Here is a 20,937-nt window from a genome sequence, read left to right as displayed (position 1 = left end):
GCCTGATGCCTGCCTCTGGCTTCTAGCAATGCGAACCCTTTTGTTTTTCTTATGTTCTCAGCATTCTGCTATATCGGCATCAGGTGAGGCAGGGAGGAAGATGATAATGCTCGACACCGCTATGCTGAACGACTTCATCGTAGAGGCTAAGGCCGCGACCTATATCGGCGGGGGTGTGCCTCGCCCGCCCTGCCGGCCGGGCGCTCACGATATTGGCTATGAACGCGGCGACTGGTCATATCTCGACAGTTACGTCGGCGGCACCGATTTCGCCGGACAGGAAGTGGTGTGGTTTGCCGGCGAACCCGTCTGGGCGATGAATTATTTCGGCTGCGTCGTCGCGGCCGATCTCATCGATGGCAGTGCCGCCGGAACTGTGATCAAGGCGGCGCTGTCGGCGATGTATGGGGAGGGCCGCTTTCTCGGCGGAATGGAATTCGATCATCCGTTCGGCCGCTATATCGACCGCAGCGAAGGCGGCTGCGACCGATTCAGCGGCCATGAATGCATCATGGTCGGCGGCCGGAAGGCTTATGTGCTCGGTTACCGCGGCGGGCTTGTCATCCCGTAATCGAATTAGAAGTCGACAACCTTGCCATCGGAGATCGTGACGCGCCGATCCATGCGTCCGGCCAGTTCATGGTTGTGAGTGGCGATGAGGGCCGCGAGGCCGGACTGGCGCACCAGCGCCTCGAGCGCGTCGAAGACGTAACTTGCCGTCTCCGGATCGAGATTGCCGGTCGGCTCGTCGGCGAGAAGCAGCGTCGGGGCATTGGCGACGGCGCGGGCGATCGCGACGCGCTGCTGTTCGCCGCCGGAAAGTTCGGCCGGACGATGCGAACCGCGATGGCCGATGCGCATATAATCGAGAAGCTGGCCGGCTCGCTCGCCGGCTTCCTTCCAGGACAGGCCGGCGATCAGCTGCGGCATCATGATGTTTTCAAGCGCCGAAAATTCCGGGAGGAGGTGATGGAACTGGTAGACGAAGCCGATCTCGCTGCGGCGGATCGCGGTGCGTTTCTCGTCTGAAAGGCCGTCGCAGGCATGGCCATTGATGGTGACCTCACCGCCATCGGGATGTTCCAAGAGCCCGGCAATATGCAGCAGCGTAGACTTGCCGGTGCCGGAGGGAGCGACGAGAGCGACGATCTCACCTTTCGACAGTGAAAAATCCGCGCCCTTCAGAATCGGGAGCAGCGTATCGCCCTGCCCGTAATGGCGCTCGACGCCGGTAAGCTTGAGAACGACGTTGCGATTCATGAAGACGGCATTCCTTATTCGTAGCGCAGGGCCTGCACCGGATCGAGCCTGGAGGCGCGCCAGGCCGGAAAGATCGTCGCGATGAAGGAGAGCGTCAGCGCCATCACGACGATCGAAATGGTTTCGCTGAGCTGCATCTCGGCCGGCAGCTGGCTGAGGAAATAGACCTGCGGATTGAAGATCTCGGTGCTTGATATCCAGGAGAAGAACTGGCGGATGGATTCGATGTTGACGCAGACGAGAACACCGAGCAGCACGCCGCCAATGGTGCCGACGATACCGATCGCCGCCCCGGTCATGAAGAAGATGCGCATGATCGAGCCGGCGCTGGCGCCCATCGTGCGCAGGATCGCGATATCGCTGCCCTTGTCCTTCACCAGCATGATGAGGCCGGAGATGATGTTCAGCGCCGCCACGAGCACGATCAGAGTCAGGATCATGAACATGACATTGCGCTCGACCTGGAGTGCGGAGAAGAAGGTCTGGTTGCGCTGGCGCCAGTCGGTGAGGTTGATCTGGCGGCCAGCCGCCTCCTCCACCTTCGGCCTCAGAGCGGCGATATCATCGGGGTGATCGGCGAAGAGCTCGATCGACTGCACCAGCCCAGCGGCATTGAAATAGAGCTGCGCCTCCTCGAGCGGCATGAAGATGATCGAGGAGTCGTATTCCGACATGCCGATCTCGAACAGCCCGGAGATTTTGTAGGACTTGACGCGCGGATTGACGCCCATCGGCGTGATGTCACCTTCCGGCGAGGTCAGGGTGATGAGGTCGCCGACGCGCAGACCCAGTTGATCGGCCATGCGAGTGCCGATCAGCACACCTTCACCGGCGGCAAAGCCCACCATATCGCCGGATTTGATGTTATCCGAGACCGTTTGGAGCTTGGTCAGGTCTTCAGCGCGGACGCCGCGCACCAAGGCGCCGGTGCTGCCGCCGGCCGAGGCGGAGGCGAGCACCTGGCCTTCCACCAGGGGCAGCGCCATCTTGATACCGGGCACGCCGGCGAGCCTACTGGCGAGGTCGGGATAATCGGTGAAAGGACCATCGACCGGTTGCACGATCATGTGGCCGTTGATGCCTAGAATGCGCGAGACGAGCTCGGTGCGGAAGCCGTTCATGACGGCCATAACGATAATCAGCGTCGCAACGCCCAGCATGATGCCGACGAAGGAGAAGCCGGCGATCACCGAAATAAATGCCTCCTTGCGGCGGGCGCGCAGGTAGCGCCACGCCACAAGACGCTCAAAGGTGGAAAATGGCTTGCCAGCCGGACCCAAGCCGGATTTTGAACTCCGGTCCACTGCTGCCTCTGCCATTTCGCCTCCGTTTCCTTACGCCACGAACCTGTTGATCGCCGCTTCGATGGTCATCGTTTCGCGGGCGCCGGTCTTGCGGTCCTTCACTTCGACCTCGCCGTTTGCGACCGCACGCGGACCAGCGATGATCTGGACAGGTACGCCGATCAGGTCGGCGGTCGCGAATTTCGTCCCAGCCCGGTCGTCGGTGTCGTCATAAAGCACATCCTTGCCGGCCTTGGTCAGCGCAGCGTAGATCAGCTCGCAAGTATCGTCGCAGGCTTCGTCGCCCGACTTCATGTTGATTACGACAACATCGAAGGGTGCGACCGACGCCGGCCAGATGATTCCGTTGTCGTCATGCGATGCTTCGATGATGGCGGGAACAAGGCGTGTCGGACCGATACCGTAGGACCCCATGTGAACGAAATGTTCCTTACCATCCGGCCCCTGCACTTTCGCGCCCATCGGCTCGGAATATTTCGTGCCGAAATAGAAGATATGGCCGACCTCGATGCCGCGGGCGGAAAGGCGCTCGCCCTCGGGGATGGCGTTGAAGGCTGCCTCGTCGTGCATCTCCGAGGTCGCGGCATAAAGAGAGGTCCACTTGTCGAAGATCGCCTGCAGGCCTTCGACGCTGTCGAAATCGGTCCGTTCACCAGGAATATCGAAGCCTACGAAGTCCTTGTGGCAGAAAACCTCGGATTCACCGGTATCGGCGAGGATGATGAATTCATGGCTGAGATTGCCGCCGATCGGGCCGGTATCGGCACGCATCGGGATGGCGCGCAGGCCGAGCCGATCGAAGGTTCTGAGATAGGCTGCGAACATCTTATTATAGGAATGCTCTGCTGCTTCGCGCGTCAGATCGAAGGAATAGGCATCCTTCATCATGAACTCGCGCGAGCGCATGGTGCCGAAACGCGGACGGATCTCGTCGCGGAACTTCAGCTGAATGTGATAGAGATTGAGCGGCAGGTCCTTATAGGATTTGACTGAGGCGCGGAAAATATCCGTCACCATCTCCTCATTGGTAGGGCCATAAAGCATCGGCCGCTCCTGGCGGTCCTTGATGCGCAGCATCTCCTTGCCGTAGGCGTCGTAACGGCCGCTTTCCTGCCAAAGCTCCGCGGATTGCAGGGTCGGCATTGAAAGCTCGATGGCGCCGGCGCGGTTCTGCTCCTCGCGGATAACGGCGTTGACCTTGTCCAGCACACGCTTGCCGAGGGGCAACCAGGAATAAATGCCCTGTGACTGCTGGCGGATCATGCCGGCGCGCAGCATCAACCGGTGGGAGACGATCTCCGCCTCCTTGGGGTTTTCCTTAAGGATGGGCATGAAATAGCGAGACAGGCGCATGGCGATTCCGAAGCAGTTGAGATCCCGCAGACGAGCGGAATCGAAGGTACATCGTTATGTGGGAGCGTTCATAGCCGCTTCGCGGCAGGAAGGAAACCCGCAACTGCCGTCGGCCGCCTCCCGGACACGCATGTTCGCGCCCGCAAAATGAAAGGGCGTGAAAAAGCGCGTGTTTATAAGGACTTGAACGAAAATCTTGTCAACAGAAAAATTTTGCTGGAGTGTAGCAAAAATGCAAAAAAAGCTAATGACAAAGCCCAATGTTTGAGCTAGCTTTAGCTCACAAAACAGGCAGGAAGTTAAATTCTTGCCGAATTCGCGGTCAAGTCTTGGGAGGATCAGATCTTAGGCGCGCTCGTCGCAGCCCCGGCAACGGTTACAGATCACGCGATACTTAAAACAAGGCTTCCAGCCTTGTTTTTTTTTGGCTTTTCGCCCTCTTCTCCCATTCAAACTCCGAATGGCTTCCGTAAAGGAACCCTCTTATTCCGTTACGCGAGCTCTTTGCGGCAACGGCATGACGGCGGTATGACGAAACCGATTTTTCCTTGAATTTACATCTGCTCAAAGTTTGAGCAAAAGCTACGTCAATAGAAGCTAGGCCCGAGTTGTGGAAGGGCATCGAAGCCCCAGCCAAGATAGGTGTCGCAGACATACCAGAGACCGTAGATCAGCGCCGAGATCAGCGTCGTCAGCGAAAAGACGAAGGCGGCGCGAAAGCGGGTGGGCGCGCTTGGCACCGTGCCGAGCACGATTTCGTCGTCTTCCGCCTGGGTACGCAAGCCGATCGGCAGGACGGCGAAAAGCGTCATCCACCAGATGATGAAGTAGACAGCGAATCCCTGAAGGAAGGTCTGGAGCATTATCTTTCCCGGTAGTGTCTTGCCGACAGAACGCATGAAGCGCTGTGTCGCTTGGAACTGGCGCACTTATACGGCGGAATAGCGTCCAACTCAAAGCGAACGAACCATTTCGCCGCCTTCAGGTCACTCTGCCGCAGCGAAGCGCTTCCGATTGTATTTGGTTTAGGCTTGTTCGAGCTCGATCAGCGTGCCGAAGAAATCCTTGGGGTGCAGAAAGAGCACCGGCTTGCCATGCGCGCCGGTTTTCGGCTCGCCGCCGCCCAGCACCCGCGCCCCGGCCGCGAGCAGGCGGTCACGGGCGAGGATGATATCGTCCACCTCGTAACAGATATGGTGCATGCCGCCGGAAGGGTTCTTTTCGAGGAAGGCTTCGATCGGCGAGTCCTGCCCGAGCGGCTGCAACAATTCGATCTTGGTGTTCGGCAATTCGACGAAGACGACGGTGACCCCGTGTTCCGGTAGAGGCTGTGGCTGCGATACGGCGGCCCCCAGCGAGTCGCGATAAGCGGCCGTCGCCGCTGCGAGGTCGGGAACGGCGATGGCGATATGGTTCACCCGGCCGAGCATGGTCAGACCTTGGTTACGAAGGCGGTGACAACGGGCTTTTTGCCCCAGGCGTGATTTGCAGCCGCGCGAATGGCGCGGCGCACGGCCTCCTGCAGCATGTCGATATCCTTGCGGCGGGCGCGCGGAATGCTTTCGATGGCGCTGATCGCCGCATCGTAGAGCGTATCCTCCATCTCCTCGCCTTCGTCATCATAAACCGGCAGGCCGATCGAGACGAGGTCCGGATCGCCGAGAATGTCATAACGGGCGTCGAGCACGACGCTGACCGCGACGTGGCCGACATAGGAGAGTTTCCTACGCTCGCCGATACCCATTTCGTCGAAATCGCCGATTAGCAGGCCGTCCTTGTAGATCCGGCCGTGCGGCGCTTCCCCGATCACCTCGACCGGACCTGGCGCCAGCCGCAGGATATCGCCGTTGCGCACCCGCGGCACGATCGCGATGCCGGATTGCTCGGCAAGCTCCTTGTGCGCCGTCAGATGCGTCGCCTCGCCATGCACCGGCACGACAATTTTCGGCCGCGTCCACTCATACATCCTCTGCAACTCATTGCGGCGTGGATGGCCGGACACGTGAACGAGCGCCTCGGTATCGGTGATGATATGCACGCCCTGCTCGACGAGGCCGTTCTTGATGTCCTGGATCGCCTTCTCGTTGCCTGGAATGGCGCGCGAGGAAAAGACGACGATATCGCCTGCCGCAAAGGCCACATTGCGCATCTCGTCACGGGAGAGCTTGGCAAGGGCCGCGCGCGCCTCACCCTGGCTGCCGGTCAAGATGACGACGACCTTGTCGCGCGGGATATAGCCGTATTCGTCCTCGGAAATGAAAGGTTTGACCCCTTCCATCAGGCCGATATCGCTAGCGACGTCGACGACGCGCTTCAGCGAGCTGCCGAGCAGCAGCACCTCTCGGCCTGCCGCCTCGGCAGCCTCGGCAACGGTGCGAATACGACCGACATTCGACGAGAAAGTGGTGATCGCCACCCGGCCCTCGGCATCCTCGATGATCTTGCGCAGGCTTTCCGACACATCCTTCTCGGAGGGAGAAACACCGTCGCGCAGGGCATTGGTGGAATCGCACATCAGCGCCAGCACGCCCTCGTCGCCGAGCTGGCGGAAGCGCGTCTCATCGGTCAGGGGGCCGAGCGAAGGCTCGTGATCGATCTTCCAGTCGCCTGTATGGATCACATTCCCAGCCGGCGTGCGAATCATCAGCGACATCGGCTCAGGAATCGAGTGGTTGACAGCGACGCCTTCGATGCTGAAAGGGCCGACATTGATCGTGTCGCCTGCCTTGAACGGCGTCACCGGCACTTCGCCGATCGTTGCCTTCTCGAAGTTGCGCTTGGCTTCAAGCAGACCCGATGTGAATGCCGAGGCGAAAACCGGAACGTTGAGACCTGGCCAGAGGTCGGCAAGCGCGCCATAATGGTCTTCATGGGCATGGGTGATGATGATCGCCTTAAGATTCTTTCGCTCGCTGGCAAGGAAGCGGATATCTGGCAGCACGAGATCGACGCCCGGCAGGTCCGGTCCGGGAAAAGTCACGCCGCAATCGACCATGATCCACTGGCGATGCTCGGGCGGGCCGTAGCCGTAAAGGGCAAGATTCATCCCAATCTCGCCGACGCCACCCAGAGGCAGGAATACCAACTCGTCCTGTTTCGCCATGTTTTCGTTTTTTTCCGCTATCCAAAAAACACATCACCGGCGGCAATAGACATGATCCTGCCAGCGCCGGTATCGAGCATCAACAAGCCATTATCATCAATTCCGGCGAATTGTCCGGAAATCGATTGGTCCGGCAAATTCACCGTAATCTTTTCGCCGATGCCACATGCAATGGCGCGCCAGCGGGCGGTGATCTCGGCAATGCCGCGGCCCTGATCCCATACTTCGAGCAGTTCCGCCATCGCCGCGAAGAGATGAGCGAAGAGTTCCTCCGGCGAAGCTGCGCTTGCGTGCTGGCGCAGGCAAGTGACGGGATAGAGCGGATTGTCCGGCATGACCGAAACATTGATGCCGATACCGACGATCAGCGCATAACGGCCGTCCGGCAACCCCTCGCCTTCGACCAGGATGCCGCAGGTCTTCTTTCGGCCGATGAGAATATCGTTCGGCCATTTGACCTCAAGCGGTTCGCCACCAGGCGGCAGCACCCTGTGGATGGCCTGGTGAACGGCAACGGCAACGGCCAGCGGCAGCGAGCCGAGGCGCTCCATCGGAGCCGGGTCGATCAGCAAAAGAGACGCATAGAGATTGCCGCGTTCGGAAACCCAAAGCCTGCCGCGACGGCCGCGGCCGCCGGTCTGCCTCTCGGCCGTCACCCAGAGATTGCCTGGATCGCCCGCCCGGGCCCGGGCGAGGCATTCGCTATTGGTGGACGATGTTTCCGACAGGGCCTCATGCCTGAAATCGTCGAGCGATATTCGGCGCTGCCTGCCGGAGACCATCAGAAGAGCGTCGCCGCGGCAAGCTCTGCCGCACCGCCGATCGGGCCGCCGATGAGAACATAGGCGGTGACGAAAAGACCGGAGAGACCAAATACCAGGCGCAGAGAGCCAGAAACACGAGCGAATTCGTCGGTCGCCTCATCGAACCACATCAGCTTGATGACACGCAGATAATAGTAGGCGCCGACGACCGAGGCGAGAACGCCGATGATGGCAAGCGCATAAAGCTTGGCTTCGATCGCAGCTACGAAGACGAAGTACTTCGCAAAGAAGCCGGCGAGCGGCGGAATACCGGCCAGCGAAAACATCAGCGCCGTCAGCACCACGGCCATGAACGGGTTCGTGGTGGAAAGGCCGGCGAGATCGCTAACATTCTCGACGACAGTGCCGTCCTTGCGGCGCATCGACATGATGATCGCAAAGGTGCCGAGCGTCATGATCATGTAGATGACCATATAAAGCATGACGCCGGAAACACCGGTCTGGTTGCCGGCGGCAAGGCCGACAAGCGCATAACCCATGTGGCCAATCGAGGAATAGGCCATCAGCCGCTTGATGTTCTTCTGGCCGATCGCGGCAAAGGATCCGAGCAGCATCGAGGCGATCGAGATGAAGACGACGACCTGCTGCCAGTCCGCGAGAACCGGTTGAAAAGCGGTGATGACGATACGGGTCATCATCGCCATGGCAGCAACCTTGGGGGCTGCGGCAAAGAAGGCGGTGACCGGCGTCGGCGCGCCTTCGTAAACGTCGGGCGTCCACATGTGGAAGGGGACGGCCGAGATCTTGAAGGCAATGCCGGCAAGGATGAAGACCAGGCCGAAGATAAGGCCGAGCGAACGCGCGCCCTCGACGGAAAGCGCCTGGGCGATCTCGGAGAAGTGGGTATGGCCGGTGAAGCCGTAAACCAGTGACATGCCGTAGAGCAGCATGCCGGAGGACAGCGCGCCGAGTACGAAATATTTGAGGCCGGCTTCGGTCGACTTCAGGCTGTCGCGGTTGATCGCGGCGACGACGTAGAGCGCCAGCGACTGCAGTTCCAGCGCGAGATAGAGTGAGATCAGGTCGTTGGCCGAGATCATCAGCAGGATGCCGAGGGTCGCCAGCACCAGGAGAACCGGGAACTCGAACTTGTCGAGCTGGTTTTCACGGGCGTGGCCGAGCGTCATGAACAGGGCGACCAGCGAACCGATCAGCGCCACCAGCTTCATGAAGCGAGAGAAGCCGTCGGCCATATAGACGCCGCCGAAGGCAAGGCCTTCCGTGGGCACGAAGAGCAGCCACAGGCCGGAGGCGAGCAGCAAGACGATAGCGAGGCCGGTGACGACGGGGCCTGACCGCTCGCCCGAGAAGACGCCGACCATCAACAGGACAAGGGCGCCGACCGCGAGGATGAGCTCCGGCGCGGAAAGATGCAGACTGAGGAGAATTGTTTCAGCGGTCATGTGCGATAAGTCCCGTCATCATTTCATAGACAGCGCAACATTCTGCGCTGCGTGCACGGCGGCCGTGTAGTTGTTGACAAGCAGATCCACCGAGGCGGCCGTCGCGTCGAAGACCGGAGCCGGGTATACGCCGAAGAAGATCGTCAGTGCGACGAGCGGATAGAGGATCAACTGCTCGCGTGGCGAAAGATCGAGCAATGCCTTCAGCTTTTCCTTCTCCAGCGCACCGAAGATCACCCGGCGATAGAGCCAAAGCGCGTAAGCGGCCGAGAGGATGACGCCGGTGGCGGCAAAGAGCGCGACCCAGGTGTTGACCCGGAAGACGCCGATCAGCGTCAGGAATTCGCCGACGAAGCCGGAGGTGCCGGGAAGTCCGACATTGGCCATGGTGAACACCATCATCGCGACGGCATATTTAGGCATGTTGTTGACGAGACCGCCATAGGCATTGATCTCGCGGGTGTGGGTACGGTCGTAGACGACGCCGACGCAGAGGAAGAGCGCGCCGGAGACGATGCCGTGCGACAGCATCTGGAAGATCGAACCCTGAACACCCTGCATATTGGCAGCGAAGATGCCCATGGTCACGTAGCCCATGTGCGCCACCGAGGAATAGGCGATCAGCTTCTTGATGTCGTCCTGCATCATCGCCACCAGCGAGGTGTAGATGATGGCGATGACGGACAGAGCGAAGACGAGCGGCGCGAAATAGTCGGAGGCGACCGGGAACATGCCGAGCGAGAAGCGAATGAGACCGTAGCCGCCGAGCTTCAGGAGCACGCCGGCCAGGATCACCGAGCCCGCCGTCGGCGCCTGAACGTGCGCATCGGGCAGCCAGGTATGGACCGGCCACATCGGCATCTTCACCGCAAAGGAGGCGAAGAAAGCAAGCCAGAGCCAGGTCTGCAGCGCGGGCGGGAACTTGTAAGCGAGCAGCGCGGTGATGTCCGTCGTGCCGGCCTGCCAGTACATCGCCATGATGGCGAGCAGCATCAGCACCGAGCCGAGCAGCGTGTAGAGGAAGAACTTGTAGCTCGCATAGACACGGTCCTTGCCGCCCCAGACCCCGATGATCAGGAACATCGGAATGAGGCCTGCCTCGAAGAAGACGTAGAAGAGCACGATATCGAGCGACACGAAGACGCCGACCATCATCGTTTCGAGGATGAGGAAGGCGATCATGTATTCCTTCAGGCGCTTCTCGATCGAGAGCCAGCTCGCCAGCACGCAGAAGGGCATGAGGAAGGTCGACAGGATGACGAACAGCATGGAGATGCCGTCGACGCCGACGTGATAGCCGATGCCGGTGCCGAGCCAATCATGCTTTTCGAGCATCTGGAAGCCCGGATTGGCATTGTCGAAGCCGATCCAGAGGAAGAGCGAGACGACGAAGGTGAAGACAGTGGTGATCAGCGAGATCCACAGCACGTTCTTCCGGCCGCTTTCGCTGTCGCCGTTCATCAAGAGCAGGAGCACCACGCCGACAAGCGGCAGGAAGGTGACCGTTGAAAGAATAGGCCAAGCGGTCATCAGAAGGAACTCCCGAGCATCATCCAGGTAACGAGCGCCGCAATGCCGAGCAGCATCGCGAAGGCATAGTGATAGAGGTAACCGGTCTGCAGGCGGACCACCCTGTCGGTGACGGCGACGACGCGGGCTGCGACGCCGTTCGGGCCATAGGTATCGATGACGCCGACGTCACCCTTCTTCCACAGGAAGCGGCCAAGTGCCCTTGCCGTACGGACGAAGAGGAAGTCGTAGAGTTCGTCGAAATACCACTTATTGAGCAGGAAATTGTAGAGAACCCGGTGCTGTCTGGCGAGGACGCGCGGCGTCTGCGGCGAGCGGATATACATGTACCAGGCAATGACGAAGCCGAGCAGCATGGCGATGAAGGGGCTCAAGGCCACCAGCGCCGGCACATGATGGAACTCTTCCACGAGCTCGTTCTCAGCGCTGGTGAAGAGCGCGCCCTTCCAGAACTCGGCATACTCCTCGCCGTAGAAACGGCCCTCGAAGATCACGCCCGCCAGCACCGCGCCGATCGCGAGCAGATAAAGCGGTACCAGCATGACCTGCGGCGACTCGTGAACGTGGTGCATGACCTCGTGCGACGCGCGCGGCTTGCCGAAGAAAGTCATGAAGATCAGCCGCCAGGAATAGAAGCTGGTGAAGAGAGCCGCGATCACGAGCAGCGAAAAGGCGAAGCCCGCGACCGGCGAATGTGAAGCATAGGTCGCCTCGATGATCACATCCTTGGAGAAGAAGCCGGCAAAGCCGATCGGCGTGAAGGGAATGCCGACGCCGGTGATCGCCAGCGTGCCGATGATCATCAGCCAGAACGTCACCTTGATGTGTGGCCGCAGGCCACCCATGTAGCGCATGTCCTGCTCGCCATCGACGGCATGGATGACCGAGCCGGCGCAGAGGAAGAGCAGCGCCTTGAAGAAGGCGTGGGTGAAGAGATGGAAGATCGCCGCGCCATAAGCCCCTACCCCCAGCGCCACGAACATGTAGCCGAGCTGCGAGCAGGTGGAATAGGCGATGACGCGCTTGATGTCGTTTTGTACGAGGCCGACGGTTGCCGCGAAGAAGGCGGTGATCGCACCGATCACGGTGACAACAACGAGCGCATCGTGCGACAGTTCGAAGAGCGGCGACATGCGGGCGACGAGGAAAACGCCGGCGGTGACCATGGTGGCGGCATGGATGAGGGCCGAGACCGGGGTCGGGCCCTCCATGGCGTCCGGCAGCCAAGTGTGCAGCAGGAACTGGGCCGATTTGCCCATGGCGCCCATGAACAGCAGCAGGCAGATGCCGGTCAGCGCGTGCGCCTTGTCGAGTTGCATGCCGAAGAGGTTGAGGATCACCTCGCCCGCCTCGCCGCCGCCTTCATGCGGGGCGAAGTTCGACGCGTTGGCGAAGATCGTGTCGAAGTTGATCGAGCCGAACAGAACGAAGACGCCGGCAATGCCGAGCACGAAGCCGAAGTCGCCGACACGGTTGACGATGAAGGCCTTCATCGCCGCTGCCGTCGCCGAAGGCTTCTTGAACCAGAAGCCGATCAACAGATAGGAGGCGAGACCGACGCCTTCCCAGCCGAAGAACATCTGGGCCAGGTTGTCCGAGGTCACCAGCATCAGCATCGCGAAAGTGAAGAGTGAGAGATAGGCGAAGAAGCGCGGACGATGCGGATCGGTGTGCATGTAGCCGATCGAATAGATATGCACCAACGTCGAGACCGTGTTGACGACGATCAGCATGACGGAGGTCAGCGTATCCACACGCAGCGACCATGAGGCGTCGATGCCGCCGGACTGGATCCAGCGGAATACCTCGACCTTGATCGGCCCGCCTTCAAGGTGGCCCATGCCGACGGTGAAGAAGACGATCCAGGACAGGATGGCGGCAATGATCATCAGGCCGCTGGTGACATATTCCGAAGCTTTGGCGCCGATGGCGCGGCCGAAAAGGCCGGCGATGATCGCGCCGATCAAGGGAAGAAAGACAATAGCCTTATAGAGGAACATGAGCCACTCAGCCCTTCATCATATTGACGTCTTCGACCGCGATCGAGCCGCGGTTGCGGTAGAAGACAACGAGAATTGCAAGACCGATCGCCGCTTCGGCAGCCGCAACCGTCAGAATGAACAGTGCGAAGACCTGGCCGACAATGTCGTTCAGGAAGGAAGAGAAGGCGACCATGTTGATGTTGACGGCAAGCAGGATCAGTTCGACCGACATCAGGATGACGATGACGTTCTTCCGGTTCAGGAAGATGCCGAAGACGCCGAGCGTGAAGAGGATGGCGCTGACCGTCAGGTAGTGGGAAAGTCCGATGACCATGTTCTTTGTTCCTTGACCTGCCTTTAGACGCCCTGCCCTGGCTTGACCGTAACCACCTCGACGGCGGTGGCGGGCGTACGGGCAACCTGCCTGGAAATATTCTGCCGCTTGATGTTGGTGCGATGTCTCAGCGTCAGCACGATCGCGCCGATCATGGCGACCAGCAGCACCAGGCCGGCAATCTGGAAGAAATAGACGTAGTTGGTGTAGAGCACGTCGCCGAGAGCGGCCGTATTGGTGCGTTCGGTCAGCGCAGGGATCGGCATGGCGACTGATTTGGCGATGTCAGGCGAGATGACGCTGCCGCCGATGACGACGATCAGCTCGGCCGCCAAAATGATCCCGATCAATCCGCCGATCGGCGCATATTCGAGAACGCCGGCCCTCAATTCGGTGAAGTCGATGTCGAGCATCATCACCACGAAGAGGAAAAGAACGGCGACCGCGCCGACATAGACGACAAGCAGGATCATCGCCAGGAACTCGGCGCCGAGCAACAGGAAGAGGCCGGCCGCGTTGAAGAACACCAGGATCAGAAACAGAACCGAGTGAACCGGGTTCTTCGCCCAGATAACCATGAACGCCGACGCCACTGCGACAAAGGCGAAAAGATAGAAAAATAGAGCCTGCAGACCCATGTTGGTGCCTTTTTCATCTTCCCCCGGGCAGCCGGGAGTTTCCCTGCCCGATGAAGCTTCGCGGCACTCGCCGGCAAAGCTCCTGTGCATATTGACCGCGGCAGGAGCGAGCAGCTCCATCGCGGCATTTCAGATCTCACTCAGCGGTACGGCGAGTCGATCGCGATGTTGCGGGCGATTTCACGCTCCCACCGGTCTCCGTTATCGAGAAGGCGCGCCTTGTCGAAATAGAGCTCTTCGCGGGTTTCCGTCGCAAATTCGAAATTCGGGCCTTCGACAATCGCGTCAACCGGGCAGGCTTCCTGGCAGAAGCCGCAATAGATGCACTTCACCATGTCGATGTCGTATCGCACCGTGCGGCGCGTGCCGTCGTTGCGGCGCGGACCGGCCTCGATGGTGATCGCCTGGGCAGGACAGATCGCCTCGCAGAGCTTGCAGGCAATGCAGCGCTCCTCGCCGTTCGGATAACGGCGCAGCGCATGTTCGCCGCGGAAGCGCGGGGAGACCGGACCCTTTTCGAAAGGGTAGTTGATGGTCGCCTTCTGGCGGAAGAAATAACGCATCGACAGAAAGAACGCGCCGAAGAATTCCTTGAGGAACAGCGAGTTGATGGAGCTGGACAAGCTTGCCATCTTCAACCTCCAATTTTGCCGGAAACGAGAGCGGGCATCATTACGCCCACCCCATCAGTTTCAGCACGAATGCAACGATGATGACCATGGCGAGCGACAGCGGCAGGAAGACCTTCCAGCCGAGGCGCATGAGCTGGTCGTAGCGGTAGCGCGGGACGAAGGCCTTGACCATCGCAAACATGAAGAACACGAAGCAGGCCTTCAGCATGAACCAGATGATGCCGGGGACCCAGTTGAGGATCCAGATATCGACCGGAGGCAGCCAGCCGCCCAGGAAGAGGATCGTCGTGAGCGAGCACATCAGGCAGACGGCGGCATATTCGCCGAGCATGAACATCATGTATGGCGAGGAGCCGTATTCGACCATGAAGCCGGCGACGAGTTCCGATTCGGCTTCCGGCAGATCGAAAGGCGGACGGTTCGTCTCGGCGAGCGCCGAAATGAAGAAGATGATGAACATCGGGAACAGCGACAGCCAGTGCCAGTCGAGGAACGAGGCAGGCAGGCCGAGCATGGTGCCGACGCCATTGTGCTGTGCATTGACGATGTCGGTCAGGTTGAGCGATCCGACGCAGAGCAGAACAGTGACGATGACGAAGCCGATCGAGACTTCATAGGACACCATCTGTGCGGCCGAGCGCAGCGCACCGAGGAATGGATACTTCGAGTTCGACGCCCAACCGCCCATGATGATGCCATAGACTTCGAGCGATGAGATCGCAAAGATATAAAGGATGCCGACATTGATGTTGGCGATCACCCAGCCGTCGGCGAGCGGCACCACCGCCCAGGTCGACAGCGCGAGAAGCACCGTCACCAGCGGCGCCAGCAGGAACACCGCCTTATTGGCGCCGGCCGGAATGATCGGCTCCTTGAAGACGAACTTCAGAAGGTCGGCGAAGGACTGGAACAGGCCGAAGGGACCGACGACGTTCGGACCGCGGCGCAGCTGCACCGCCGCCCAGATCTTACGGTCGGCAAGCAGCACGTAAGCAATGAAGACGAGCAGGCAGACGAGAAGCAGCAGCGACTGACCGATCATGATGATCCCCGGCCAGACATAGGTTGAGAAGAAAGAATCCATGAGTTCCTGCCCTTACTCTGCCGCGACTTTGAAGTTGTTGCGGGCCAATGCCGAGCACTCGGCCATGACAGCCGAGGCGCGCGCTATCGGGTTCGTCAAATAGAAGTCTTTGACCGGTGACGCAAACCCTGACTTGTTCATCTTGCCGGCTTTTTTCGCGACTGCGGCAATTTGGGCGCTATCGGTTTCGGCGATCTCGTCGATGGCGGCGAAATGCGGGAAAGCGGCATAGAGCCGGGCGCGCAGTTCACGCAGCGAATCGAAGGGGAGCTTCTTGCCGAGCACGTCGGACAGGGCACGAATGATCGCCCAGTCCTCACGGGCATCGCCCGGCGCAAAGCCCGCGCGGTTGCCCATCTGGACGCGCCCTTCGGTGTTGACCCAGGTGCCGGACTTTTCGGTATAGGCTGCGGCCGGCAGGATGACGTCGGCGTGATGGGCGCCGTTGTCGCCATGCGAACCGATGTAGACGGTAAGCCCGGCTTTCTTGGTCGTAAAGTCGAGTTCGTCGGCGCCGAGCAGGAAGAGCACGTCCATCGTCGTCAGCATTTCGGCGGCATTGACGCCTTTGGCGCCCGGCACGAAGCCGAGATCGAGGCCGCCGACACGCGAAGCGGCCGTATGGAGGACGGCAAAGCCGTTCCAGCCGTTGACGACCGCACCGACCGAACCGGCAAGCTTGGCGGCACTTGTGAGAACGCCGGCGCCATCGCTGCGCGACAGCGCGCCCTGGCCGATAATGATGATCGGCTTGGCGGCGTTCTTCAGGACGTCGGCGAAGGCATGGTTCCCGTCGACCAGATCCTTCAGCGTGTCGGGACCGCCGCCGAGATAATCATAGTTGTAGCGCAGTTCGCCGGACTCACCGATCACGCCGATCGGGAACTTGCCGCGGCGCCAGCGCTTGCGGATCCGGGCATTGAGGATGGCCGCTTCGAAACGCGGATTGGCGCCGATGATCAGCAGCGCATCGGCCTCATCAATGCCCGATATGGTCGGGTTGAAGATGTAGCTTGCACGGCCGAGCGACGGATCGAGTGCCGTCCCATCCTGTCGACAGTCGAGATTCTCCGATCCCAGCGACTTCACCAGTTCCGACAGCGCATACATTTCCTCGACCGAAGCAAGGTCGCCGGCGATTGCACCGATCTTGTCGCCGGAGGTGGCGCCGACCGCGGTCTTGATGGCGGCAAAGGCCTCTGCCCAGGTCGCGGGCTGCAGGCGGCCGTCGCGGCGGACATAGGGCCGGTCGAGGCGCTGGGTCTTAAGACCGTCCCAGATGAAGCGGCTCTTGTCGGAAATCCACTCCTCGTTGATCGCCTCGTTGACACGCGGCAGGATGCGCATGACCTCACGGCCGCGAGTGTCGACGCGGATTGCGGAACCGACGGCATCCATCACGTCGATCGATTCGGTCTTGTTCAATTCCCAAGGGCGCGCGGTGAAGGCGAAGGGCTTGGAGGTGAGCGCGCCGACCGGGCAGAGGTCGACGACGTTGCCCTGCAGTTCGGAGGTCATCGCCTGTTCGAGATAGGTGGTGATCTCGGCATCCTCGCCGCGGCCGATCAGGCCGAGTTCGGAAATGCCTGCGACCTCGGTGGTGAAGCGGACGCAGCGTGTGCAATGAATGCAGCGGTTCATCACCGTCTTGACGAGCGGACCGATATACTTGTCCTCGACGGCGCGCTTGTCTTCCTGGTAGCGCGAGGTGTCGATGCCAAAGGCCATCGCCTGGTCCTGCAGATCGCATTCGCCGCCCTGATCGCAGATCGGGCAATCCAGCGGATGGTTGATCAGCAGGAACTCCATCACGCCTTCGCGGGCCTTCTTGACCATCGCGGTATTGGTGAAGACCTCCGGCAGCTCGCCGTTCGGGCCGCCGCGGATGTCGCGCACGCTCATGGCGCAGGAGGCCTGCGGCTTCGGCGGACCGCCCTTCACTTCGACGAGGCACATGCGGCAATTGCCGGCGACCGAGAGGCGCTCGTGGAAGCAGAAGCGCGGAACTTCAGCACCGGCCTCTTCGCACGCCTGCAATAGCGTGAAATGATCCGGAACTTCGATCTCGTTGCCGTCAATCTTCAGTTTTGCCATCGTCGCTCAGTCCTGTTTCCCGTTTGCCGGATGCCGACAAACAAACCTGTTTTGCAACATTCTCTTTGCCGAGCCGGACCTTTCGTCCTGCCGACAGCCGATGTCGCCCAAATTCTCTGTCGCGCGTTCCAGACGCGGAACCCGCACCGGCATCTGCAGCGTGAGGCCCCGCCCCTTCGCCGATCCGCCATATCTCCGGCCAGTTCATGGCCGGACAGTTCATTTCCTTCTGCGACCCCGCCCGGCCAGAACCTTCGCCTGACCAATCCAGTCGTCACGCGCGATGCGGCCGCTAAAGCCAAGCTCCGCGTCCAGCCGCGCGATATCCTCATCGGTCAAGGCGGCGATCTCGGCGAAGCTGCGAATGCCCTTGGCATTCAACACCTGCTCCAGCTTCGGGCCGATGCCGGCGATCAGCTTGAGATCGTCGGCCTTTGCAGCCCGCTGAGCAGCTTTCGCCTTCACAGCCGGCTTTGGCTGGCTTGCCGGAACCGGCGCGCTAGTCGGCTTGACAACCGTCAATCTCGGCCCCGCTCTCCTCTCGACCACAGGCTTCTCGGCCGCGGGCTTGCTGAGAGCTTTGCCGGCCGTACGGATATTCTCCGGTTGGATGTCGACTTCAGGCGCCGGCTCGTCCGGCGGCGTGTCATCAAGGGCTGCAGCGAGCTTCCCGGTGGTTTCCAGAGCGCTCTGGAAGGCTCCGAAAACGGCGCCCGCCATCTGCGTCGAGAAGCCGAAGCCGATTGCCGTTGCGGCGGCAAAGGCTGCGGCAGGGTGCGCCATTAGCGGATGCACAGGCATCGCCTGCGCGTTTTCCAGCATCTCCGCGGCAAGACGGCCGAAGCCGGCCGCGAAATCGGCAGTCTCTTCCTTCTTCCCACTCTTGGATGCCTTGTCCGTCATGATTATTCAGCCGCCTCCAGAACCGCGCCGTGGTCGAGGGCGCTTGCCGTATATTGGTCGATGCGTTTTTCGATCTCGGGACGGAAGTTGCGGATCAGGCCCTGAACCGGCCATGCGGCGGCATCGCCGAGGGCGCAGATGGTGTGACCTTCGATCTGCTTCGTCACCTGGAACAGCATGTCGATCTCGCGCTTCTGGGCATTGCCCTTGGCCATGCGCTCCATCACCCGCCACATCCAGCCCGTGCCTTCGCGGCAGGGCGTGCACTGTCCACAGCTCTCATGCTTGAAGAAGGAGGAGATGCGGGCAATCGCCCTGATGACGTCGGTGGACTTGTCCATAACGATCGACGCGGCCGTGCCGAAAGAGGAGCCGACGCCGCGCAGGCCGTCGAAATCCATCGGGCAATCGATGATATCCTTGGCCGGAACGATCGGGCAGGATGCGCCGCCCGGAATGACGGCGAGCAGATTGTCCCAGCCGCCGCGGATGCCCCCGGCGTGGCGGTCGACCAGTTCGCGGAAGGTGATGCCCATTTCCTCTTCGACCGTGCACGGCTTGTTGACGTGGCCGGAGAGCATGAACAGCTTGGTGCCGACGTTGTTCGGACGACCGATGGCGGAGAACCAGCCGGCGCCGCGGCGCAGGATCGTCGGCGCGACAGCGATCGACTCGACGTTGTTAACAGTCGTCGGGCAGCCGTAGAGGCCCATATTGGCGGGGAACGGCGGCTTCAGGCGCGGCTGGCCCTTCTTGCCCTCGAGGCTTTCGAGCAGCGCGGTTTCCTCGCCGCAGATATAGGCGCCGGCGCCGTGATGGACGAAGATGTCCATGTCCCAGCCAAGCTTGTTGTTCTTGCCGAGCAGGCCATAATCATAACATTCGTCGATCGCCGCCTGCAGCGCTTCGCGCTCGCGGATGTACTCGCCGCGCACATAAATATAGGCGGTATTGGCGCCCATGGCGAAGCTTGCAACGACGCAGCCTTCGATCAGCGTATGCGGATCGTGGCGCATGATGTCGCGGTCCTTGCAGGTGCCAGGCTCCGATTCGTCGGCATTGACGACGAGGTAATGCGGGCGGCCGTCGCTTTCCTTCGGCATGAAGGACCATTTGAGACCCGTGGGGAAGCCGGCGCCGCCGCGGCCGCGAAGGCCAGAGGCCTTCATCTCGTTGATGATCCAGTCGCGGCCCTTTTCGAGGATCTGCTTGGTGCCGTCCCAGTGGCCGCGGCTCATTGCGCCCTTCAGGGACTTGTCCTTGAGGCCGTAGATGTTGGTAAAGATGCGGTCTTTATCTTGTAACATGCTTCACCTCTTACCGCGGCTTCTTGCCGAAGACCTTGATATATTCCGCTTCGCCGCCCTTGGCGAGCGCCTTGGCCTGCTTGACCCAGTCGTCGCGTTCGATGCGGCCGCGGAAATTCAGGTAGCCATCGACCCATTCGCGCTCGGCCTTCTTCCAGCCCGCGACCTGCGAGAAGGTGAAGATGCCGATTTCATTCAATGTCGCCTCGATCTTCGGACCGACGCCCGAGATCATCTTCAGATCATCCGGTGCGGCGGGCTTTTCGATGCCGGCCGGCCGGTTCTTGTCGGTCAGGCTGGGCTTGGCCGCCGGGGCGGTTTCGGCCTTGGCGGCGGCCGGCGCCGGCTCGGCAGGCGCTGTGCCGGAAACCGGCTGCTCCTCGGCTGCCTTGGCGTTCTTCGCAGCCGCCTTCGGAGCCGTTGCCGGCGTCTTCAGCGCGGCATTGGTTTCGGCATCGGTGCTCTTCGGGCGGGCGGCCTCGGAAGGCGGGACCGGCGCGCCGTCAGCGGGAGCCGACACGGTTCCGGCATCGGCCTTCTTGGCGCGTGCCCTTGCCTTCGGCTCTTCCGTCGTCAGCGAGGTCGGACCGCCTTCGGGCGCCGAGAATATGCGGTCGATCTGCGTGCCCGGCTTGATGCTCGCGCCACTGCCTGCGGCAAAGGCATCGATGATCTCTTCGAGACGCTCGGGCGTCAGATCCTCATAGGTGTCCTTGCCGATCATCACCATCGGGGCGTTGACGCAGGCGCCAAGACATTCGACCTCTTCCCAGGAGAGCGTGCCTTCGGCATTTCGCTCGAAGGGATGAGCATGGATCTTGCTCTTGCAGACCGACATCAGCGCTTCCGAACCGCGCAGCATGCACGGCGTCGTGCCGCAGACCTGGACATGGGCGCGCGTGCCGACAGGATGCAGCTGGAACTGCGTATAGAAGGTCGCGACCTCGAGCACTCTGATATAGGCCATGTCGAGCATGTCGGCGATCTTTTCGATCGCCGCGCGCGTGACCCAGCCGTCCTGTTCCTGCGCCCGCATCAGTAGCGGAATGACCGCCGACTGCTGGCGGCCGGCGGGGTATTTCTGGATCGTCTTGTCCGCCCAGACCGCATTTTCATCGCTGAAAGCGAATGCGGCAGGCTGAAATTGATCTTCGGCTAATCGACGAACGGACATTCTTCCTCACGC

At 60.9% G+C, this 20,937-nt stretch carries 19 protein-coding genes; 1 reads left to right on the top strand and 18 read right to left on the bottom strand.

The window, feature by feature from the left end:
- Window positions 1-106: 106 nt before the first annotated feature.
- Window positions 107-571, top strand: a complete 465-nt coding sequence (locus FFR93_RS24985; RefSeq protein ID WP_138395141.1) for a DUF5680 domain-containing protein — start codon at window positions 107-109, stop codon at window positions 569-571.
- A 5-nt stretch (window positions 572-576) separates the two neighbouring features.
- Here FFR93_RS24985 and FFR93_RS24980 read toward each other — a convergent pair whose 3' ends face one another.
- The 18 genes from FFR93_RS24980 to FFR93_RS24895 form a co-directional block, all read right to left on the bottom strand.
- Window positions 577-1,260, bottom strand: a complete 684-nt coding sequence (locus tag FFR93_RS24980; protein ID WP_064706941.1) for an ABC transporter ATP-binding protein — start codon at window positions 1,258-1,260, stop codon at window positions 577-579.
- Between the two features lie 14 nt (window positions 1,261-1,274).
- Window positions 1,275-2,579, bottom strand: a complete 1,305-nt coding sequence (locus FFR93_RS24975) for a lipoprotein-releasing ABC transporter permease subunit (RefSeq protein ID WP_138395140.1) — start codon at window positions 2,577-2,579, stop codon at window positions 1,275-1,277.
- A gap of 15 nt (window positions 2,580-2,594) precedes the next feature.
- Entirely contained in the window at window positions 2,595-3,917 is a 1,323-nt protein-coding gene (proS, locus tag FFR93_RS24970; RefSeq protein WP_138395139.1) for a proline--tRNA ligase, read from the bottom strand.
- 587 nt (window positions 3,918-4,504) lie between these two features.
- Window positions 4,505-4,780 carry a DUF1467 family protein gene (locus FFR93_RS24965; protein ID WP_138395138.1) on the bottom strand — a complete coding sequence of 92 codons (276 nt, stop codon included), beginning with the start codon at window positions 4,778-4,780 and terminating at the stop codon, window positions 4,505-4,507.
- Window positions 4,781-4,942: 162 nt separating this feature from the next.
- Complete coding sequence (gene mce, locus FFR93_RS24960; RefSeq protein ID WP_138395137.1) at window positions 4,943-5,347, bottom strand: methylmalonyl-CoA epimerase; 405 nt, start codon at window positions 5,345-5,347, stop codon at window positions 4,943-4,945.
- Window positions 5,348-5,349: 2 nt separating this feature from the next.
- Complete coding sequence (locus FFR93_RS24955; protein WP_138395136.1) at window positions 5,350-7,020, bottom strand: ribonuclease J; 1,671 nt, start codon at window positions 7,018-7,020, stop codon at window positions 5,350-5,352.
- 17 nt (window positions 7,021-7,037) lie between these two features.
- Window positions 7,038-7,802: a biotin--[acetyl-CoA-carboxylase] ligase gene (locus FFR93_RS24950; protein ID WP_064711216.1), complete on the bottom strand. Its 765-nt coding sequence runs from the start codon at window positions 7,800-7,802 to the stop codon at window positions 7,038-7,040.
- Window positions 7,802-9,247 (bottom strand): NADH-quinone oxidoreductase subunit NuoN, encoded by a 1,446-nt coding sequence (gene nuoN, locus FFR93_RS24945; protein WP_064711215.1) that lies wholly within the window; start codon window positions 9,245-9,247, stop codon window positions 7,802-7,804. The genes FFR93_RS24950 and nuoN overlap by 1 nt, the downstream gene beginning before the upstream one ends.
- Before the next feature lie 18 nt (window positions 9,248-9,265).
- On the bottom strand, window positions 9,266-10,777 hold the full coding sequence (locus FFR93_RS24940; RefSeq protein ID WP_138395135.1) for an NADH-quinone oxidoreductase subunit M: 1,512 nt from the start codon (window positions 10,775-10,777) through the stop codon (window positions 9,266-9,268).
- Complete coding sequence (gene nuoL, locus FFR93_RS24935) at window positions 10,777-12,777, bottom strand: NADH-quinone oxidoreductase subunit L (protein WP_064711213.1); 2,001 nt, start codon at window positions 12,775-12,777, stop codon at window positions 10,777-10,779. The genes FFR93_RS24940 and nuoL overlap by 1 nt, the downstream gene beginning before the upstream one ends.
- A 7-nt stretch (window positions 12,778-12,784) precedes the next feature.
- On the bottom strand, window positions 12,785-13,093 hold the full coding sequence (nuoK, locus tag FFR93_RS24930; protein WP_003587269.1) for an NADH-quinone oxidoreductase subunit NuoK: 309 nt from the start codon (window positions 13,091-13,093) through the stop codon (window positions 12,785-12,787).
- A gap of 23 nt (window positions 13,094-13,116) precedes the next feature.
- Window positions 13,117-13,731 (bottom strand): NADH-quinone oxidoreductase subunit J, encoded by a 615-nt coding sequence (locus tag FFR93_RS24925; RefSeq protein ID WP_038692451.1) that lies wholly within the window; start codon window positions 13,729-13,731, stop codon window positions 13,117-13,119.
- Between the two features lie 140 nt (window positions 13,732-13,871).
- Window positions 13,872-14,363 carry an NADH-quinone oxidoreductase subunit NuoI gene (gene nuoI, locus FFR93_RS24920; RefSeq protein ID WP_004680064.1) on the bottom strand — a complete coding sequence of 164 codons (492 nt, stop codon included), beginning with the start codon at window positions 14,361-14,363 and terminating at the stop codon, window positions 13,872-13,874.
- A gap of 40 nt (window positions 14,364-14,403) precedes the next feature.
- Complete coding sequence (gene nuoH / locus FFR93_RS24915; protein WP_064706931.1) at window positions 14,404-15,447, bottom strand: NADH-quinone oxidoreductase subunit NuoH; 1,044 nt, start codon at window positions 15,445-15,447, stop codon at window positions 14,404-14,406.
- Between the two features lie 12 nt (window positions 15,448-15,459).
- Window positions 15,460-17,541 (bottom strand): NADH-quinone oxidoreductase subunit NuoG, encoded by a 2,082-nt coding sequence (gene nuoG / locus FFR93_RS24910; RefSeq protein WP_138395134.1) that lies wholly within the window; start codon window positions 17,539-17,541, stop codon window positions 15,460-15,462.
- A 219-nt stretch (window positions 17,542-17,760) separates the two neighbouring features.
- Complete coding sequence (locus tag FFR93_RS24905) at window positions 17,761-18,444, bottom strand: 5' DNA nuclease (protein ID WP_138395133.1); 684 nt, start codon at window positions 18,442-18,444, stop codon at window positions 17,761-17,763.
- Window positions 18,445-18,446: 2 nt separating this feature from the next.
- On the bottom strand, window positions 18,447-19,751 hold the full coding sequence (nuoF, locus tag FFR93_RS24900; protein ID WP_064706928.1) for an NADH-quinone oxidoreductase subunit NuoF: 1,305 nt from the start codon (window positions 19,749-19,751) through the stop codon (window positions 18,447-18,449).
- A gap of 10 nt (window positions 19,752-19,761) precedes the next feature.
- Complete coding sequence (locus tag FFR93_RS24895) at window positions 19,762-20,925, bottom strand: NADH-quinone oxidoreductase subunit E (protein WP_138395132.1); 1,164 nt, start codon at window positions 20,923-20,925, stop codon at window positions 19,762-19,764.
- Window positions 20,926-20,937 lie beyond the last annotated feature (12 nt).

The organism is Rhizobium sp. MHM7A (assembly GCF_005862215.1).
Lineage (GTDB): Bacteria > Pseudomonadota > Alphaproteobacteria > Rhizobiales > Rhizobiaceae > Rhizobium > Rhizobium bangladeshense.
This window is presented reverse-complemented; position numbering and strand designations above follow the sequence as displayed.

What these genes read in the sequence shown, in the direction of transcription:
- nuoG (WP_138395134.1), bottom strand. Translation starts at nt 17,541, where the DNA reads ATGGCAAAACTGAAGATTGACGGCAACGAGATCGAAGTTCCGGATCAT.
- nuoL (WP_064711213.1), bottom strand. Translation starts at nt 12,777, where the DNA reads ATGTTCCTCTATAAGGCTATTGTCTTTCTTCCCTTGATCGGCGCGATC.
- nuoF (WP_064706928.1), bottom strand. Translation starts at nt 19,751, where the DNA reads ATGTTACAAGATAAAGACCGCATCTTTACCAACATCTACGGCCTCAAG.
- nuoN (WP_064711215.1), bottom strand. Translation starts at nt 9,247, where the DNA reads ATGACCGCTGAAACAATTCTCCTCAGTCTGCATCTTTCCGCGCCGGAG.
- FFR93_RS24950 (WP_064711216.1), bottom strand. Translation starts at nt 7,802, where the DNA reads ATGGTCTCCGGCAGGCAGCGCCGAATATCGCTCGACGATTTCAGGCAT.
- FFR93_RS24925 (WP_038692451.1), bottom strand. Translation starts at nt 13,731, where the DNA reads ATGGGTCTGCAGGCTCTATTTTTCTATCTTTTCGCCTTTGTCGCAGTG.
- FFR93_RS24955 (WP_138395136.1), bottom strand. Translation starts at nt 7,020, where the DNA reads ATGGCGAAACAGGACGAGTTGGTATTCCTGCCTCTGGGTGGCGTCGGC.
- FFR93_RS24965 (WP_138395138.1), bottom strand. Translation starts at nt 4,780, where the DNA reads ATGCTCCAGACCTTCCTTCAGGGATTCGCTGTCTACTTCATCATCTGG.
- nuoH (WP_064706931.1), bottom strand. Translation starts at nt 15,447, where the DNA reads ATGGATTCTTTCTTCTCAACCTATGTCTGGCCGGGGATCATCATGATC.
- nuoK (WP_003587269.1), bottom strand. Translation starts at nt 13,093, where the DNA reads ATGGTCATCGGACTTTCCCACTACCTGACGGTCAGCGCCATCCTCTTC.
- FFR93_RS24895 (WP_138395132.1), bottom strand. Translation starts at nt 20,925, where the DNA reads ATGTCCGTTCGTCGATTAGCCGAAGATCAATTTCAGCCTGCCGCATTC.
- FFR93_RS24985 (WP_138395141.1), top strand. Translation starts at nt 107, where the DNA reads ATGCTCGACACCGCTATGCTGAACGACTTCATCGTAGAGGCTAAGGCC.
- FFR93_RS24980 (WP_064706941.1), bottom strand. Translation starts at nt 1,260, where the DNA reads ATGAATCGCAACGTCGTTCTCAAGCTTACCGGCGTCGAGCGCCATTAC.
- FFR93_RS24940 (WP_138395135.1), bottom strand. Translation starts at nt 10,777, where the DNA reads ATGACCGCTTGGCCTATTCTTTCAACGGTCACCTTCCTGCCGCTTGTC.
- FFR93_RS24975 (WP_138395140.1), bottom strand. Translation starts at nt 2,579, where the DNA reads ATGGCAGAGGCAGCAGTGGACCGGAGTTCAAAATCCGGCTTGGGTCCG.
- mce (WP_138395137.1), bottom strand. Translation starts at nt 5,347, where the DNA reads ATGCTCGGCCGGGTGAACCATATCGCCATCGCCGTTCCCGACCTCGCA.
- FFR93_RS24905 (WP_138395133.1), bottom strand. Translation starts at nt 18,444, where the DNA reads ATGACGGACAAGGCATCCAAGAGTGGGAAGAAGGAAGAGACTGCCGAT.
- proS (WP_138395139.1), bottom strand. Translation starts at nt 3,917, where the DNA reads ATGCGCCTGTCTCGCTATTTCATGCCCATCCTTAAGGAAAACCCCAAG.
- nuoI (WP_004680064.1), bottom strand. Translation starts at nt 14,363, where the DNA reads ATGGCAAGCTTGTCCAGCTCCATCAACTCGCTGTTCCTCAAGGAATTC.